The following is a 15,731-nucleotide window of genomic DNA, read 5'->3' as shown; positions in this document are numbered from 1 at the left end:
CGTCTCAGACGTCGATCTCGGCGAGCCGGCCAGTGGCGTACTCCAGGCCTGCCTTGATGGTCTCGAAGCGCGTGCCGCTCGGCACCAGGTAGGGAGAGCGCGCCGGTCCGGCATGGCGGCCCTGCAGGTTGAACACGGCCTTGACGCAGCCTGGCCAGTTCTCCCCGTCCATGACCTCCTTCATCAACGGCCAGAGCGCGAAGTGGATCGCCCGGGCCGTGTCGTAGTCGTTGTTCGCGATGGCATCGAACATCGCGATCGACTCCTTCGGGAACATCGACGTCGTTCCTGAGATCGCGCCGACGGCACCCAGGCCGAACCCGGGGAACATCATGTGGTCGGTGGCCCAGGTGACGGCGATCTCGTCGCCGACGTCGGCGAGCAGCTCCGAGAGGCCGGCCAGGGAGCTCCCGGCGCTCTCCTTCGTGCCGACGATCGCGTCGAGCTTCACGAGGTCTCGCATGAAGGCGGGTGTGACCGGGGAGGCCGGCAGCACGTTGTAAATGATGATGGGCAGACCGCTCGCCTGATAGATGCCGTCGTAGTAGGCGCGTAGATTGTCCAGGTCGGGCTTCTGGTAGATCGGCGGAGTGACCATGAGCCCGGTGGCGCCGGCGTCCTTGGCCTGCACGGCACGCGTGATCGCGTCACGGGTGGTGGTCGTGATGATCCCGGTGACGATGGGCACCTGCCTCCCGGCCTGCTCGGCCGCGCTCGCGGTGAGGCGAGTGAGCTCGTCGACCGAGAGCGCATGCCCTTCGCCCGTGCTGCCGCCGACGACCAGCCCGGTGACCGGCAGTGAGAGCATGAAGCCGACCTCGTTCTTGAACTGCTCGTAGTTCACCTCTTCGTCGGCGGTCAGAGGAGTCATCAGGGGCGGGAAAATGCCCTGCACGGCGGCTTTGTCGATCACCATGTGGCTGCCTTTCTCGACGGGTGTCGTCGGACGGCTGGGGCGGGTCACGGGCCGGTGCGGCCGGACCACGCGCGGAAGTCGAGGAGAACTTTCAGCGAGGTGGAGTCGTCGAGAGCTGTGTCGAAGCCGGATTGCGCCTCGTGCACCGGGAAGCGGTGGGTGATCATGTCCAGGTCCCGGCCGGCGGGCGAGACCAGGAAGTCCTCGGCGCGGGGGAGCCACCGCGACCACTCGGGGTGGATGCTCGCCGTCAGGGTCAGGCGGCGGCGCATGAACTCGTCGAGGTCGAGGCTGAAGGGCTCCGTGGGCGGGACGCCGAAGATCAGGATCCGGCCCCAGTCGCGGGCGAGCCGTAAGGCCTGGCGCAGTGCCGTGGGCTGGTGGCCGGCCGCGTCGATGCAAACGTCGAAGCCGGGCCCCAGCTCTCGGAGGTCGGCGACCTGAGTGAGGCCCGGGAGCGTGGCCGTGCGGTACGGGTCGAAGCCGGTGACCGACCGCGCGCCTGCGGCGCGTACCAGCGCCACGAACATCTGGCCGATGGCACCCAGACCGAGCACGAGCACGTCGGCATCCCGCACGTCGCCGAGGCGTCCGAGCGCGGCCATGGCCGTCGAGAGCGGCTGGACCAGGATGGCCCGGTCGTCGCGCAGCTCGGCGGGAGTCGAGCGCAGGATCCATGTACTGGAGCGCGCCGTGTGCAGACGCTGCCTCATCCCGTCGGCGTTCGGGGGGATGGCGACGGCGCGCCGACCGGGGACGAGCGACCCGTCGTCGTCGACGACGTGACACAGCAGCTCGTGCAAAGGGCGGCCGTGCTCTGGAGCTCCGGTGGCGGGTCCCCGGACGAACACCGGCTTGTCGCTGCCGCAGACGGCGCCGAGGTAGGGCTCGACCTCGACGAAGCCCGGCGGGGGCCTATCGGGCTGCACCGCCTCGTCAGACGCCAGGCGTCGCGGTGCGACCAGGGAGATCGTCGGAACTCTCATGGGGCCACGGCTCCGGTCAGGGCGCCCCACGCCACCGCGAAGAGCCGGGCACCGCCGTCGACGTGGCCTTGGCTGCGCTGCGACGACCAACCGGCGCGCCCGATCGTGGCCGGCATCGCGGCGGTCCGCTCCGCGCCATCGTGCGCGGCCCGGGCCGACGCGGCGAGGGCATCACCGAAGGGGAGCGCCGGGTCCAGCGCCTCCGCGGCGGGTAGCGCGGCGTCGAGCACGGTCTTCTGGCCGGCCTTCGCGCCACCGCGCTCCGCCACCGCCGCACAGCCCCGCAGCAGCGCTGCTCGCCAGACCGCCCCGTCCGCCGTCCCCGCCCCAGGGTGCTCCCGCAGCTCCGCCGCGGCGGCCAGCAGCGCGAAGGAGACCAACGTGCCGAAGCTCGACGGTGCCGACTCGGCGATGCGCAGCGCGCATCCTTGGAGCAGCTCGGCCGCGGGCTCGTCGTCGGTTGCCCGCAGCTCGGCGGCGATCCTGCCCGCGGTGAGGCCGAGATCGCCGTCGCCGGCGACCGAGTCCAGCGCGGCGAGCTCCTCGGAGCAGCGTTCGAGCTCCTCGGCGACCCGGGTCAGCGCGTCGAGGGTCACCGCAGACCCCACAGATCCAGTAGTGGGCTCGCGGCCGGTTCGTCGAGCAGGCCCTTGAGCTCGTTGTCGACCGCCAGCAACGTCACTGACGCGCCACCCATCTCCAACGAGGTGGCGAACTCTCCGACGTAAGAGCGCCAGACGGTGGCTCCCCGCTCGGCCACGACGGCGAGGGCCGACCGGGCGAGCAGGTAGAGCTCCTCCTTCGGCGTCGCCCCCAAGCCGTTGACCAGCAGCGCGTACTCCCGGTTGCCCGTGTCGACGTCGAGCACGGAGGTGGCGAGCAGGCGTCCCACCTCGTCGGCACCCGCGAGGGGGCGCCGACCGACCCCGGGCTCACCGTGGATGCCCATCCCGACCTCCATCTCACCATCGGGGAGCTCGAAGGTCGGCTGACCGCGGCCGGGAAGGACCGTCGGCGAGAGCGCGACACCGGCGCTACCCAGCCCGCGAGCGGCCCGCTGGACGACGGCGAGAACCTCGTCGACGCCTGCACCGCGAGCCGCCGCGGCGCCCGCGAGCTTGAAGAGCAGGCACATGCCGGCGACCCCGCGGCGCTTGTCCGGGGAGTCGGCGGACATCACGTCGTCGCCGACGACGAAGCTGCGTACCGGGACCTCGCCGGCGAGGAGCTGCTCGGCGAGTTGGAAGTTCATGACGTCGCCGCCGTAGTTGCCGTAGAGGAACAGCACTCCGGCACGGCTTCCGGTCTCGCGCACGACCTGGACGATCTGCGACGCGGACGGCGACTGGAACACGTCGCCGACCGCAGCGCCGGCGAGCAGGCCCTCACCGACGTAGCCGAGGAACAGTGGCAGGTGCCCGGAACCTCCACCGGTGACGACGGCGACGGAGTCCTCGGCTCCGGTGGAGCGGACGATCCCAGGTGTGCCGGCGACCCGGCGGAGACGGTCCGAGTGCACCGCCAGGACCGCCTCGACCACGTCGGTGGCGAATGCCGACGGGGAGTTGATGAGCTTCTGCACCGAGGCTCCTTGATTATCGATAATCAGTCAGCTTGGACAGTACGGAAGCGTGCCGAGCGAAGCAAGTACGGGACTGTGGGCACGTCCACCTCGGTACGTGGCGTCCGAGGCTCGGCGCCCGCCCATCCCGGAGGGCTGCTCCGACTTGCGGTTATCGATGAAACCTGTTGTCATCGAGCTATGACGCCGCCTCGGCCGGAGCCGAGCTCCTCGGTGGGCCCCAGTCTGTCGGATCAGATCTACGCGACGCTGCACCAAGGGATCGTCGACGGCTCGCTGCGTCCGGGTGAGCGGCTGCGTGAGCTCGCCATCGCCAAGCAGTTCGGCGTCAGCCAGGCCCCGGTGCGCGAGGCGCTGCGTCGGCTGAGCCAGGAAGGCCTCGCGGTGACCGAGGCACATCGCGGCACCCGCATCCGGCAGCTCACCCTCACCGAGATCGGCGAAATCTACGAGGTTCGCGCCGTCCTCGAGGCTGATGCCGCCCGCCGGTTCGCCACCCGTCTGAGCCCCGCGTCGAGCAGGTCGCTCAAGCGCGCCTTCGCGAGCTTGACGCGGGCCAGCCGGGCCGAGGATCAGACCGCCATGTTCGAGCAGGATGTCCTGCTGCACGAGGCGATGGTGCTCGGCGCCGGGAGCTCGGTCCTGCACGAGACGTGGCTCGGAGTCATCACCCGCTGGCGCGGGATGCGGGCGATCGTGGCCTCGCAGTGGCCTCAGGACCCGGCGGGACACCTCGAGTCGCACGAGCCCATCGTGAAGAGCCTGCTCGGAGGCCAAGCCGACCAGGCCGAGCACGAGGTTCGCGTCCATCTCGAGCGGGCGTTCGTCGAGTTGAAGGCCTATCTCACGGCGGTCGATCCCGCCGATCGCGTCTATGTCGACTGACATGCTCGACTCACCGGAAGGTCGATTCGCGTCGTGATCACGCTGGATGGCTCCGCCCTCACCGGGTCCTCGCTCATCGGCGGGCGACTTGCGGCCGGGGCCGGTGCCGAGCTCGCCGGCTCCGTCGAGCGCGCGACGGTGGTGCCTCTGTACCGCGGAGCCTCGGCAGAGCAGGTCGACCAGGCCGCGCCCGCTGCCCGAGCAGCGCTCCCTGTCTTGTCCGGTGAGACGGCCCGGCGGTCGGAACTGCTCACCGCGCTCGCCGACGGGATCGAGGCGGCGCGCTCGCACCTGGTGGAGCTCGCCGGGCTCGAGACCCACCTGGCGTCGGACCGCCTCGACGGCGAGCTCACCCGCACGAGCGGTCAGCTCCGTGCATTCGCCCACGCCCTGGCGGCCGGGACGTTCTGGGATGCGATCATCGACGTCCCGACGGCGGGCCGTCCGCAGACCGTCGACATGCGGCGGATGGCGCGCGCTGTCGGTCCGGTTGCGGTATGGCCGGCATCGAACTTCCCGTTCGCGTTCGGGGTGCTCGGCGGCGACACCGCCAGCGCCCTGGCCGCAGGATGTCCGGTCATCGTCAAGGCGCACCCCGCGCACCCGGCGACCAACGAGTTGTTCGCTCGCATCGCCCTGCGGGTCCTGGAGCAGTCCCACTTGCCCGGCGGTGTCCTGCAGGTCCTGCAGTCGGACGACAACCGGGTCAGTCAGCGGCTGGTTCAGCACCCCGAGGTACGAGCCGCGGCGTTCACCGGCTCCCTCGGCGGCGGTCTCGCCCTCCGTGACGCCGTCGCGGCTCGGGAGGTCCCGATCCCGCTGTTCGCGGAGATGGGCAGCTTGAACCCGATCCTCATCACGGTCGCCGCGGCGCAGGCGAGGAGCGCGGCGATCGCGAGCGATGTGGTGGCTTCGGTGACCGGGAGCGTCGGGCAGCTCTGCACCAAGCCCGGGATCATCGCGGTGCCCGTCGGCGAGGCGGGCGACACCCTCGTCGCCGAGCTCGTCGCCCGAGCGTCCGAGGCCGCGGTGGGGCCGATGCTGACCGACGGGCTCCGTCGCGCGTTCGCGGGACGTGTCGCACAGACCAGCTCGGCCGGTTCTGTGAGGACACTGCTCCACGACCCCGGCGGGGTGACCCTGATGGAGATCGGCGCCGCTGACCTCGAGACCACCGCGAGCGCCCTCGAGGAGCATTTCGGGCCCGCCACGATCGTGGTCCGGGTTCCCGGCGACGACGCGTTGGCTCCGCTGATCTCCCGGCTCCCGGCGGGGTTGACGGCCACCCTGGTCGGCGAGGACGACGACGTTGCGGCGATGTCGGAGCTGTGGGACACGATGGCCGAGCGCGCGGGTCGGGTGCTGTTCGACCAGATGCCGACGGGCGTACAGGTTGGCTGGGCCACCGTCCACGGTGGGCCGTTCCCCGCGACGACGGAGGCCGCCGCGACCTCGGTCGGACTGACCGCGGTGCGGCGGTTCCAGCGCCCGGTGGCCTACCAGAACGCCCCGCAGAGTCTGCTGCCCGTGCCGCTGCGCGATGAGAATCCGCACCGGATTCCTCGCACCGTCAACGGCGAGCTGACTACTGCGGCCGTGGCACCTGCCTCGATGAGGGTCTGACCGCTGACCGGTACCGGCGGGGATGAGGACCCGGGCCGATCGGAATCGCGTGAGGACCACGGCCGAAGGGGTCTGCTGCGGGAGCGTGACTACGGCTCCTGGTTCTTCTCGCAGATTCTGTCCTCGGCCGGTCTACAGACCCAGACCATCGGAGCCGCCTGGCTGATCTATCTGCAGACCCGCAGCGGCCTGGCCCTGGCGCTGCTGGTGGCCGCGAGCCACGGCCCGGGCCTGCTCCTGAGCCTGTTCGCGGGCTCGACGTTGAGCCGCCTGGGCGCGAGGCCGGTCCTGCTCGCCACCCAGAGCGTCTCGCTGCTCGCCAGCGGGACGCTCGGGGTGATGACGCTGGTCAGCGACCACGGCACGCTGCCGGCGGTGTACGGGCTGACCCTCGTCGCAGGCCTTGTCACGGCCTTCGACGGACCCGCCCGCCACGTGATCGTGGCGCAGTACGTGGGGCGCGAGCGGCTTCCGGAGGCCATCGGTCTCTACGAGGTCAGCCTGTCGTTGGCCCGCATCGGCGGACCCGCGCTGGGTGGTGTACTGCTGGCGGCCTTCAGCCCGGCGGTGTGCTTCCTCACGAATGCCGCTTCCTTCCTGCCACCGCTGATCGTCCTGCTCGCCTTCCGGCCGCGGTTCGCCCCACCCCGGGATCGCTCCGCACCGCGACGCCGGGTGCGTGACACGGTCGGCTATGCCTGGGCTTCGGGGCCGATCCGGTCGTGCCTGCTGCTCGCCGTCATCAGTACGACCGTCACCAACACCGCGTCCTATTTCCCTCAGTTCGCGTCCGAGTCGTTGCACTTGTCCGGGGCCGGGTACGGCGCCCTCGTCGCCTGCCTGGGCGTGGGGGCGTTGCCCGGCGCGATCCTCGCGGGCCGCCTGGGCGCGCGGGACCGCGGCCGTCGGGTCGGGCTCGCCGGCGCCGCGACCGGCGCGTCGGCCCTCCTGACCGGTCTCGGACCACCCGGCCTGGCGTTCCCGGGGGCGGTCCTGCTCGGGATGAGCTCGATCTGCCTGGTCGCCCTCGCCAACACCGTCGCCCAGCTCGAGTCCCCGCCGGGTATGCGCGGGGGGATCATGGGTGCCTGGACCACGGCGATGCCGGGCACGAGCCCGCTGACCGGCCTCGGCGTCGGAGCGGTCGCCGACGAGCTCGGCCCACGCTGGGCCCTCGCCGTGATCGCGGCGTGCTTCCTCGTGTGCGCCCTGGTCTGCCGGCGTCCGCTCCGGCAGGCCGACCTCACCGCGGGCGGGTAGCCGTGGGTCCCCTCGCTGATCGCCGGTCGCGCGCCGCAGGCCCCGCGAGCGACGAAGGCCTGCTCGAGATGGGTGCGCACCGCCAGGCCCTCCTGGCTCAGTCGCCGTAGGGCCTCACGCACCGGCACCTGGCTCGCGCCGAACCTCTTGGCGATGGTCAGCTCGATCAGGCGCCGGCCCGGGCGCAGCTCGCCGTCGGTGATCTCCTGCCTCAACGTTGGCGTAGATCCGCTCGTCGAGGCTCGGGCCGACCTCGGACGAGGGCGACTGCAGCCGAGGCGGCATCACGCGGATAGGCCACAGAGATCATCGATAACGACAACATACGCCAGGTGGGGACGTGCTCAGCGGACGCGGCAACGTCCGGGGATCGTGGAGCGTCGCCCGGCGATGAGCTGGTCCTTGTTAACTGGCGCGGGTCTCTGTAACGTACACCACTGGTCACACTATCGATAATACGGAGCCACTCGATCGAGGGGTTCGCCGACTCGTCGTCGGGGTCCGCAGCAGGGGTGGGGCGCAGCTTCGGCAGTGGCCCGGTCGGGTTCGCGGGAACGACAGTGCTCGACGATCCGTCGTGCGTCGGTTCCGTGACGCTGTCGGCGGAAGAGGTGTCGAGTGGATCGATGTGCGTGCCCACGTCAGTCGCAACGTCGCGTCGTCTCGGAGAAACCATGCATCGCCGAACGAGAGAAGTCGTCTTCCTCGCGCTGCTGTCGGTCGTCGCCCTCACCGCGTCCACTTTCAGCGGTGGCGGGGCGTCCGAGCAGGGCCGCGGGGACAGCGCAGACTACACGAGTCCCAAACTGACGATTTGGAGCGGCTCGACACCCGGCGGCAGTGCTGACGAGATCGCGCACGGCATACAAGCGGACCTCGGGCGAATCCTTGGCACCAACGTCGTCGTACAGAACGCCGACGCGGGACAGGGAATCGGCGCGTTGGTGAACACCGCGGGGAAGGGCGCGGACTGCTCCGCGCTGTACCTGGCGGCATGGCCTCAGAGCCTGTACACGCTCCAGTCCGAGGGCAACCCGACCGAGCCCTCCGACTTCAGCGCACTGGGAGCCGTCCTCACCGACTACGGGAACATCCGTGTCGCCAACGACGCCCGGTGGTCGACGTTCCAGGAGTTCATCGCCGAGGCGAGGGCGAATCCGGGGAAGATCTCTATCTCGGTACAGACACGCGGATCGAGCAACGGTGCCGGGGTCGAGGCGCTGGAGAGGGCCGCCGGCGTGAAGTTCAACATCGTGGAGTTCGGTGGCAGCGGCAGCAAGGCCCGTGACGCGTTGCTGACCGGGAGCGTCGACGCCAACCACAGCAACATCTTCAACGGTCAGGCCATCGCCGATCAGTCGCGGGTGCTCGCCGTGCAGTGGCCAGAGAACAGGTGGCCGGACCTGACCAATGCGGCCCCCACGATGGCGGAAGCGCTCGGTGTACCCGTCGAGAACTCGGTGTCGATGTCCGGGTTCGCCGCGGCATCCTCGTGCGTCCAACAGCACCCGGCACGGGCTCGGACGGTCGCCGACGCCATCATGGCCGCGGCGAACGGAGCCGCGTTCACCAACACGTATCGGGCGCTCGGGCAGGGCGCCTCCATCACACCCAGGTCCGGCCAGGACCTGAAGAACCAGGTTGACCTCGCGGCCGAGGCCTCCGGCCTTCCCACCATGCCGACCTTCGTCTCCCGGTGACTCGTTCGGCTGCGATTCTAGGTACGGAGGAACCACCTGATGGTAGAAAGCAATCCTGACGACCCGGGTCGGCCTGTCGGGCTTCTCGGCAAGATGGTCCAGCTGGTGTTCCCGGCGATCGTCCTCGCTCTCCTCGTTGCTTTCCTCGTGCAGGCCGATCGCGACGGGTACGGGATCCCCTATGGATATCCCTTGTTCATGGTGGCACTGACGTTCCTCGCCCTCGTGGGGAGCGTCGTCACCGTCTTGCGCCAGCGGACGGACACGCACGCGACGGCGCCCGAGACGTCGCAGCAGACGAGCGAGACGGGAGCGGGAGGAGGGGAACGCCTCCAGCGCGACTCGCGAGCTGCCCAGCTCGGACTGTTGATCGCGCTGTCGGTCTTCGTGGCGAGCATTCCCTTCTTCGGTCTCCTGACCCCTCTCGGGCTCTTCACCCTCCTGACGATGTACCTCTTGGGCTACCGGCGCCTGGTGCCGGCGATGCTCATTTCCGTGGCCACGGTCGCCGTGACCTGGTACCTGTTCGAACACTTGCTCCACATCGAACTGCCGTCGGGTTCGCTCGGGGGGTGGTGACGGATGTCCGAGATGATGGCGGCGCTGAGCGGACTGGCCTCCTGGACACTCATCGTCTATATCATCGTCGGTCTCACGATCGGCTTCTTGGTCGGCATCCTGCCCGGCATCAGCCCTTCCAACGCCGTGGCGATCCTGTTGCCGTTCACCCTCACGGTCTCGCTCGAGCAGGGGCTGATGTTGATGGTGGCGATCTACGCGGGTGCGTACTACGGCATGGCGATCCCGGCGATCCTGCTCAACATCCCGGGGGAGCCGGGTGCTGCGGCGATCGCTCTGGACGGCTATCCGATGGCCCGGCAGGGACGGGCGGCGGAGGCGATCGGCGTGGCGCGCCTCGCGGCGGTGGCCGGGGGCGTCATCGGGATCGGCGGCGCCCTGCTGCTGATCGAGCCCCTCTCGTCGGTCGCCTTGGAGTTCGGGCCATCCGAACTGTTCTTGGTGACACTGATCGCCATGACGGTCATCGGGGGGCTGGTGGGCGATTCGCCGATCAAGGGTCTGCTCGCCGCGGCGGCGGGCTTTCTCGTGGCCGGGATGGGTGCCAACCCCATCACGGGCCTGCCGCGACTGAACTTCGGCGAGCTCTCGCTCTACGAGGGCATTCCGTTCGCGGCGGCTGTCATCGGCTTGTTTGCGGTCAGCGAGATGTTCTTCCTCGTCCAGCGCGCTCGCAACGGATCCATCGGGGGGAGCGGCGTCGATGACATTCCTCGGACCTCCAGTCTGGGCGGGTTGGGGACCGGCCTCCTGACGACGGCTCGTCACCCTGCCGCAGTCGCCCGTAGCGGCGTTCTCGGGTTCGTGATGGGGCTGCTCCCGGGGATCGGTCACGCCATCGGTGCCTTCATCAGCTACGGCGTCGGCAAGAGCCGTTCGAAGAAGCCGGAGACGTGGGGGAAGGGGAATCCGGAAGGGATCATCGCCGCCGAGGGGTGCGAGAACGGCATCAGCGGTGGGAGCATGATCCCGACGCTCGCGCTCGGCATCCCCGGTAGCGCGACCACCGCGGTCCTGTTGGCCGCTGTGGGGCTCCACGGTGTGCAGACCGGGCCTCAGCTCCTGAGTGAGCACGGCGAGCTCGCTTACACGGTGCTCCTCGGACTGTTCCTGGCGAACTTGTTGATTCTCCCGCTCGGCGTCTTGCTGGCACTGCCGATGGTGCTCGTCACACGTCTTCAGATGGGGATTCTCATTCCGTTGGTTCTCGTGCTGTCGTTCGCTGGTGCCTACGCGTTCCGGCAGGATCTCTTCGATCTCGGTCTGGTGCTCGCCTTCGGGTTCTTGGGCATCCTCATGCGGATGGGCGGCTATCCGCTCGTTCCGTTCCTGGTCGGTATGGTGCTCGGACCCGAGACCGAATCGAACCTGCTGTTGTCCTTGTCGATCGGGCAGAACTCGGTCGGATACTTCTTCGCGACCGCGTTGAACAAGTTCCTGGTCGTGGTCCTCGTGCTCCTGATCGTCTTCTTCGTTCTCCGTGGCAGGCGACCAGCGACCGCGGCGACGCCCGGTGCCCTCCCGTCGCTGCGCCGGATTCTCCCGGGTCGGCGTGAGGACCAGCCGGCTCCTCCGAGAACGGAGGAGCGCGACGTAACCCCGACCGACGCACCGCAGCGCGAGCGGTCGGAGGGGTCGGGTCACGATGAACGGCATTGAGGCCGACGACCACGTTCCGACGAACGATCCGGCACACGCCCGGACCGGTAGACCCGACGAGAGAGAGGAACTCTTCATGGACAGGATTCAGCACATCGCCCTCGCCGTGGACGATCCGGCGACGACGGCCGAGTACTACAAGGAGACGTTCGGTTTCCGGGAGATCAGTCGGACACCACGTGTTTCGGGCTCGACCGGCGTGCGCCTGACGGACGGACACATCTACTTCGCCGTCCTGTCGAAGGAGAGCGCCGGTTCGCCCCTGCCCGGCAACGGTGTCGGCATCCACCACTTCGGGATCACCGTCGACGATCTCGAACGTGCCTGTGGCGCGGTGGAGACCACCGGAGGTGAGCTCTGCTCGGATGCGACGTCGGTGAACAGGAAGTACAAGGACCGCGACGGGATCCTCATCGACCTGCGCTCGGCACAGAAGGGATTCTGGGACGAGCGGGTCGCCCCGACGGGGGCCGAGAGCTAGCCGCCGACCGACGTCCCCGGCTCGGCCGCGAGGTCCGCACCGCGGCGTGGTGAGCTGAGTCGGCCGTGCTCCTCGACACGGCTCCGGGTTCCGGCTACAATATCGATAATTTCATCGACGGGATGCCCGCGGCTCACGACTTCGGTGTCGTCACCACGGCGACGGTATGAGTTCTCACGGTGCCCCGTGCGCACACGTCGACGGAGCTTCTCCGCGACGGGCGCCCCCGGTCGCCGCAACCGATCCTCGGCGCATCGAGCGATGCCCCGTGACCCGGTGCCGTGATCGGCGGAGAGACAGCCCGGAGACGTGATCAGGGCGGTCCAGAGAGGGAGAGGATGAACCTCGAGTCCATCGGCACGGCCGCGATCGCGAGTGCGCTGCGATCGCGTGGTGTACCCGACGTCGTCTTCCACGGCCTCGAGCCCGTCGGCTCGGTGAGACGTCCGTTCAGCGGCCGAGCTCGGACGCTGCGGTATCTGCCCCGGCGCGGCGACAAGGACCCGTCTGCCCGCGGGCCCCTGCACCGCCGGCTGGCCGAATCGGTCGAGCGAGGTGACGTCCTGGTGATCGATGCCTTGGCCACCGAACGGACGGGCGTGATCGGCGACCTGATCGTCACCCGCGCCGGCTACCGCGGAGCTTCGGGCGTCGTGGTCGACGGTGCGGTGCGGGATGCGTCGGCCATCGCCGAGGCGGGGATGACGGTGTGGTCCCGGGGACTGAACCCCATGCCGAGCGAGGACCACGTCATGTGCTGGGAGCTCGACGTCCCCGTGCACTGTGCCGGCGTGCTGGTCGAGCCCGGTGATCGCATCGTCGGGGACGCCGACGCGGTGGTGGTGGTGCCGAGCTCGTTGGTCGACGAGGTGGGCGCTGACGCCGCGCTCGCGGAAGCGAGGGACGAGGCGACGCGGGCGCGCATCCTCGAGGGCGCGCCACTGCAGCTGGGGCCGCCGGGCGAGGAAGCCACGTCGTCGGCGCCCGAGCCGATGTGAACAGACGGACGATGTCGAGATTCACCAGGAGACATGATCATGGCTGAGAAGGCTGGGAACAAGCGGGTCATCGTCGTCGGAGGGGGGAACGCGGCACTCACCGCAGCGATCTCGGCGCGTGAACAGGGCGCCGAGGTCCTCCTGCTCGAGGCCGCTTCCGAGGAACTGAGGGGCGGCAACAGCCGGTTCTCCGGCGCGCTCCTGCGCATCGTCCACGACGGCCTCGAGTCGGATGAACCGGGCCGCGCGATCGTCGACCTGCTCAGCGACACGGGACGCCAGGAGGCTCAGAAGTTCTCGGTCGGCCCGTACACCGCGGAGCAGTACCGCGAGGACGTGATGACCACGTCGGCCGGCCTCCCGGACACGGACCTGATCGATCTCGTCGTCGAGAGATCGTACGAGACGCTCGAGTGGCTCAAGGGTCACGGTGTTCCGTTCGACCTCAACTGGCGAACATTCATTAGTGACCTCGACAAGGTGCCGGACGGCTCCAGGTATCCGCTGGCGGCGAGCGGATGTGTCGAAGCGGTCAACAAGGGCTTGGGCCTGGTTGAGGCGGAGTTCGCCGCGGCCGAGCGTATCGGAGTGGAGATCTGGTACGACTCACCCGTCCACGAGCTCATCTGCTCCGGCTCGTCGGTCACCGGTGTGCGGGTGCGGCGTGCTGAGGACTTCCTCGACATCCACGGTGCCGTTGTTCTGGCCGCCGGTGGGTTCGAGGCGAGTGCGGAGATGCGGCTGAAGTACCTCGGGACGGGCTGGGACCTGGTCAAGGTGCGGGGTACTCGGTACAACACCGGGACCATGCTCGAAGCGGGTCTGCGCGCCGGCGCCAAGGCGGCTGGCCATTGGGGGGGATGTCACGCCAGCCCCATCGACGCCGAATCTCCGGTGTTCGGCGACCTGCGCATTGCCGACATGGCGGAACGCTACTCCTACACCTACGGAATCCTGGTCAATCACGAGGGCAAACGGTTCCTTGACGAGGGCGAGGATCACCACTACGTCACGTACGCCAAGACCGGCGCGCAGATCCGTACCCAGACCAAGGGCATCGCCTACCAGATCTACGACCAGAAGGTCGTGCACCTGCTCCACCCCCGGTACGAGGTCATCAGTAAGCCGGTCCGGGGCGAGACCATCGAAGAGCTGGCGGACAACCTCGGTATTCCCGCGGACGCTTTGGCGCGCACCGTGAAGGAGTTCAACAACGCGTGCGGTCCGGTCGACGAGTTCGACCCCGACACTCTCGACCGGGTGAGCACCCGCACAGGATACGAGCCGGCGAAGTCGAACTGGGCGATCCCCATCAGCGACGGGCCCTTCGTCGCGTATCCTGTCAACTGCGGAATCACGTTCACCTACGGCGGGCTGAAGATCGACACGGAAGCCCGCGTCATCAACAACGAGGACCGGGTGATGGACAACCTCTTCTGCACCGGCGAGATGGCAGGGGGCTTCTTCTACCACAACTATCCCGCCGGCACGGGGTTGATGCGGGGGGCCGTCTTCGGGCGGATCGCGGGCCGCAACGCGGCGAAGATCGTTGCCGACCGCGGTCAGAACCTCGTGCAGCCACGATGAGGGCGCTCACGATTCCGATCGGGCTCGGCCACGTCGGCGAGGCCGTTCGCCGGGCGTCGAGAGGGGAGTGACACGGTGGATTCGATCAGCCGCCGGTTCGCGCGGTGGGCCGCCACGACGACGTTCGAGCAGCTGCCTCCCGAGGTGATCGACAAGATCCGATCGCTGGTCCTCCTGCACCTGGTCAGCGGTCTGCACGGACGAGATGACGCGCACAGCAAGCTGGTGCTCGAGCAGGTGACGGCGGAGGAGTCCCGAGCGAGGGGGGCCAGCATCTACGGGGGCGGGGAGCCCGTCACCCGCTCGGGAGCGGCGCTCGCCAACTGCGAGCTCTTCCACAGTGCCGGCTTGTACGACTCGTACCGCATGCTCACCCACCCCGGGCCGGTGCTGATCGCGACCGCGCTGGCGAGCGCCGAGCTCGAGGGGACGTCGCTCCGGGCCGTGATCACGGCGCTGGCCGTGGGCTACGAGTTCGAGTGCCGCATCGCCCACGACCTCGTCCCGAGCGTGTCGGCCCGGGGGTTCCGACCGTCCCCGGTTTTCTCCACCCTCGGTGCGGCCATGGTGGCCGGGAAGCTTCTCGACCTCGACGAGGACGGTCTCGTGGCCGCTGTCGCCGTGGCCGCTAACGTCGCCGGTGGTCTCAACGAGGCCGGGCGGACCGGAGCCGGGGACACCCTCGTCCACGAGCCCAACGCGGCGCGTCAGGGCATCTTCGCCGCCATGACGGCCGCCTCGGGGGCGATCCGGGGTTCCGAGCACGTCCTCGAGGGCGATGCGGGATTCTTCGAGGCGTTCGCCGCGAGCCGGGACGGCCGGTTGTCGTACACGTTCACGGGTGCGAACCGGGTCGACCTGGCCGAGATGACCAGTGGCCTCGGCCGCCGGTACCTGTTGTTGGACGTCATGTACCGCATCTACTCGTGCGCCGGCTACAACCAGCCGGCGATCGAGCTGGTGCGTGGGCTCAAGGACACGTACCGGATCGTGGCCGAGGACGTCCGATCGGTCGAGATCCAGATGAATTACCTGGAGACGCTGTACCCCAGCCCGGCGTTCCCGCGCTTCCCCGACGTGTCCGCACCACGTGTGGGCTCCACGCCCTTCTTCGTGGGCCACGTGCTCGTCAACGGCGACTACCCCACCGTGGGCGCGTCCGTGCAGGGACCGGCGTCGGACGCCGACATCGTGGATTACATCTCACGGATCACGGTGGTCGGTGTCCACGGGAAGCCGATGTTCTCTCCGACCATCACCATCGAGATGCTCGACGGCCGGAGGTACAGCGGTACGGGCGAGTATCGGGAGATGCTCTGGGGGTACGAGGAGCTGGTCGAGAGGCTCCGCCCCGGCGGCGCGAGCCTGCCGGGAGGGGAGGCGACCCTCGACAACGTCGCGAGTCTCGTCCGGTCGCTGGAGACGCTCGACACGGTGGAGCCGATCTTCACTCTGGCTCGTACGGGCTGAGCGCT

14 protein-coding genes and 1 pseudogene are annotated in these 15,731 nt (G+C 69.1%); 10 read left to right on the top strand and 5 right to left on the bottom strand.

Annotated features, from left to right (window positions below; genetic code table 11):
* Positions 1-4: 4 nt before the first annotated feature.
* Genes AC2A1K_RS15130 through AC2A1K_RS15115 form a run of 4 tightly spaced genes read right to left on the bottom strand, consistent with a single transcriptional unit; the run spans position 5 to position 3,484 of the window.
* Positions 5-985, bottom strand: a complete 981-nt coding sequence (locus AC2A1K_RS15130; protein ID WP_483897131.1) for a dihydrodipicolinate synthase family protein — start codon at positions 983-985, stop codon at positions 5-7.
* A complete protein-coding gene (locus AC2A1K_RS15125; protein WP_483897130.1) occupies positions 961-1,902 on the bottom strand; it encodes a zinc-binding dehydrogenase in 942 nt (313 codons plus the stop codon). Before AC2A1K_RS15125 ends, AC2A1K_RS15130 begins: the two co-directional genes overlap by 25 nt.
* A complete protein-coding gene (locus tag AC2A1K_RS15120) occupies positions 1,899-2,498 on the bottom strand; it encodes a DAK2 domain-containing protein (protein WP_483897129.1) in 600 nt (199 codons plus the stop codon). The genes AC2A1K_RS15125 and AC2A1K_RS15120 overlap by 4 nt, the downstream gene beginning before the upstream one ends.
* Positions 2,495-3,484, bottom strand: coding sequence for a dihydroxyacetone kinase subunit DhaK (locus AC2A1K_RS15115; protein WP_483897128.1), 990 nt, complete (start codon positions 3,482-3,484; stop codon positions 2,495-2,497). Before AC2A1K_RS15115 ends, AC2A1K_RS15120 begins: the two co-directional genes overlap by 4 nt.
* 75 nt (positions 3,485-3,559) lie before the next feature.
* On the opposite strand from AC2A1K_RS15115, the gene AC2A1K_RS15110 reads away from it, so the two are divergent.
* Genes AC2A1K_RS15110 through AC2A1K_RS15100 form a run of 3 tightly spaced genes read left to right on the top strand, consistent with a single transcriptional unit; the run spans position 3,560 to position 7,252 of the window.
* Positions 3,560-4,369 carry a GntR family transcriptional regulator gene (locus AC2A1K_RS15110; RefSeq protein ID WP_483897127.1) on the top strand — a complete coding sequence of 270 codons (810 nt, stop codon included), beginning with the start codon at positions 3,560-3,562 and terminating at the stop codon, positions 4,367-4,369.
* Between the two features lie 33 nt (positions 4,370-4,402).
* On the top strand, positions 4,403-5,992 hold the full coding sequence (locus AC2A1K_RS15105) for an aldehyde dehydrogenase family protein (protein ID WP_483897126.1): 1,590 nt from the start codon (positions 4,403-4,405) through the stop codon (positions 5,990-5,992).
* Positions 5,993-5,995: 3 nt separating this feature from the next.
* Positions 5,996-7,252, top strand: a complete 1,257-nt coding sequence (locus tag AC2A1K_RS15100; protein WP_483897218.1) for an MFS transporter — start codon at positions 5,996-5,998, stop codon at positions 7,250-7,252.
* 80 nt (positions 7,253-7,332) lie between these two features.
* On the opposite strand, the pseudogene AC2A1K_RS15095 reads toward AC2A1K_RS15100, so the two are convergent.
* Positions 7,333-7,467, bottom strand: a pseudogene (locus AC2A1K_RS15095) (GntR family transcriptional regulator); the annotation flags it as partial.
* 345 nt (positions 7,468-7,812) lie between these two features.
* Between AC2A1K_RS15095 and AC2A1K_RS15090 the strand changes: the two are divergent.
* The 7 genes from AC2A1K_RS15090 to AC2A1K_RS15060 all read left to right on the top strand — a co-directional run bounded on the left by AC2A1K_RS15090 (position 7,813) and on the right by AC2A1K_RS15060 (position 15,726).
* Complete coding sequence (locus AC2A1K_RS15090) at positions 7,813-8,952, top strand: Bug family tripartite tricarboxylate transporter substrate binding protein (protein WP_483897125.1); 1,140 nt, start codon at positions 7,813-7,815, stop codon at positions 8,950-8,952.
* 39 nt (positions 8,953-8,991) lie between these two features.
* The gene (locus AC2A1K_RS15085; RefSeq protein WP_483897124.1) at positions 8,992-9,531 is read left to right on the top strand and encodes a tripartite tricarboxylate transporter TctB family protein; all 540 of its coding nucleotides are present in this window, start codon (positions 8,992-8,994) and stop codon (positions 9,529-9,531) included.
* Positions 9,532-9,534: 3 nt separating this feature from the next.
* Positions 9,535-11,190, top strand: coding sequence for a tripartite tricarboxylate transporter permease (locus AC2A1K_RS15080; protein WP_483897123.1), 1,656 nt, complete (start codon positions 9,535-9,537; stop codon positions 11,188-11,190).
* Positions 11,191-11,266: 76 nt separating this feature from the next.
* Positions 11,267-11,671: a VOC family protein gene (locus AC2A1K_RS15075; protein ID WP_483897122.1), complete on the top strand. Its 405-nt coding sequence runs from the start codon at positions 11,267-11,269 to the stop codon at positions 11,669-11,671.
* A gap of 338 nt (positions 11,672-12,009) precedes the next feature.
* The gene (locus tag AC2A1K_RS15070) at positions 12,010-12,669 is read left to right on the top strand and encodes an RraA family protein (protein ID WP_483897121.1); all 660 of its coding nucleotides are present in this window, start codon (positions 12,010-12,012) and stop codon (positions 12,667-12,669) included.
* A gap of 39 nt (positions 12,670-12,708) precedes the next feature.
* Positions 12,709-14,256, top strand: coding sequence for an FAD-dependent tricarballylate dehydrogenase TcuA (gene tcuA / locus AC2A1K_RS15065; RefSeq protein ID WP_483897120.1), 1,548 nt, complete (start codon positions 12,709-12,711; stop codon positions 14,254-14,256).
* 75 nt (positions 14,257-14,331) lie between these two features.
* Positions 14,332-15,726 (top strand): MmgE/PrpD family protein, encoded by a 1,395-nt coding sequence (locus AC2A1K_RS15060; RefSeq protein ID WP_483897119.1) that lies wholly within the window; start codon positions 14,332-14,334, stop codon positions 15,724-15,726.
* The last annotated feature ends 5 nt before the right edge of the window (positions 15,727-15,731 follow it).

Source organism: Actinomycetospora sp. 2LY8.5 (genome assembly GCF_057180585.1).
This window is presented reverse-complemented; position numbering and strand designations above follow the sequence as displayed.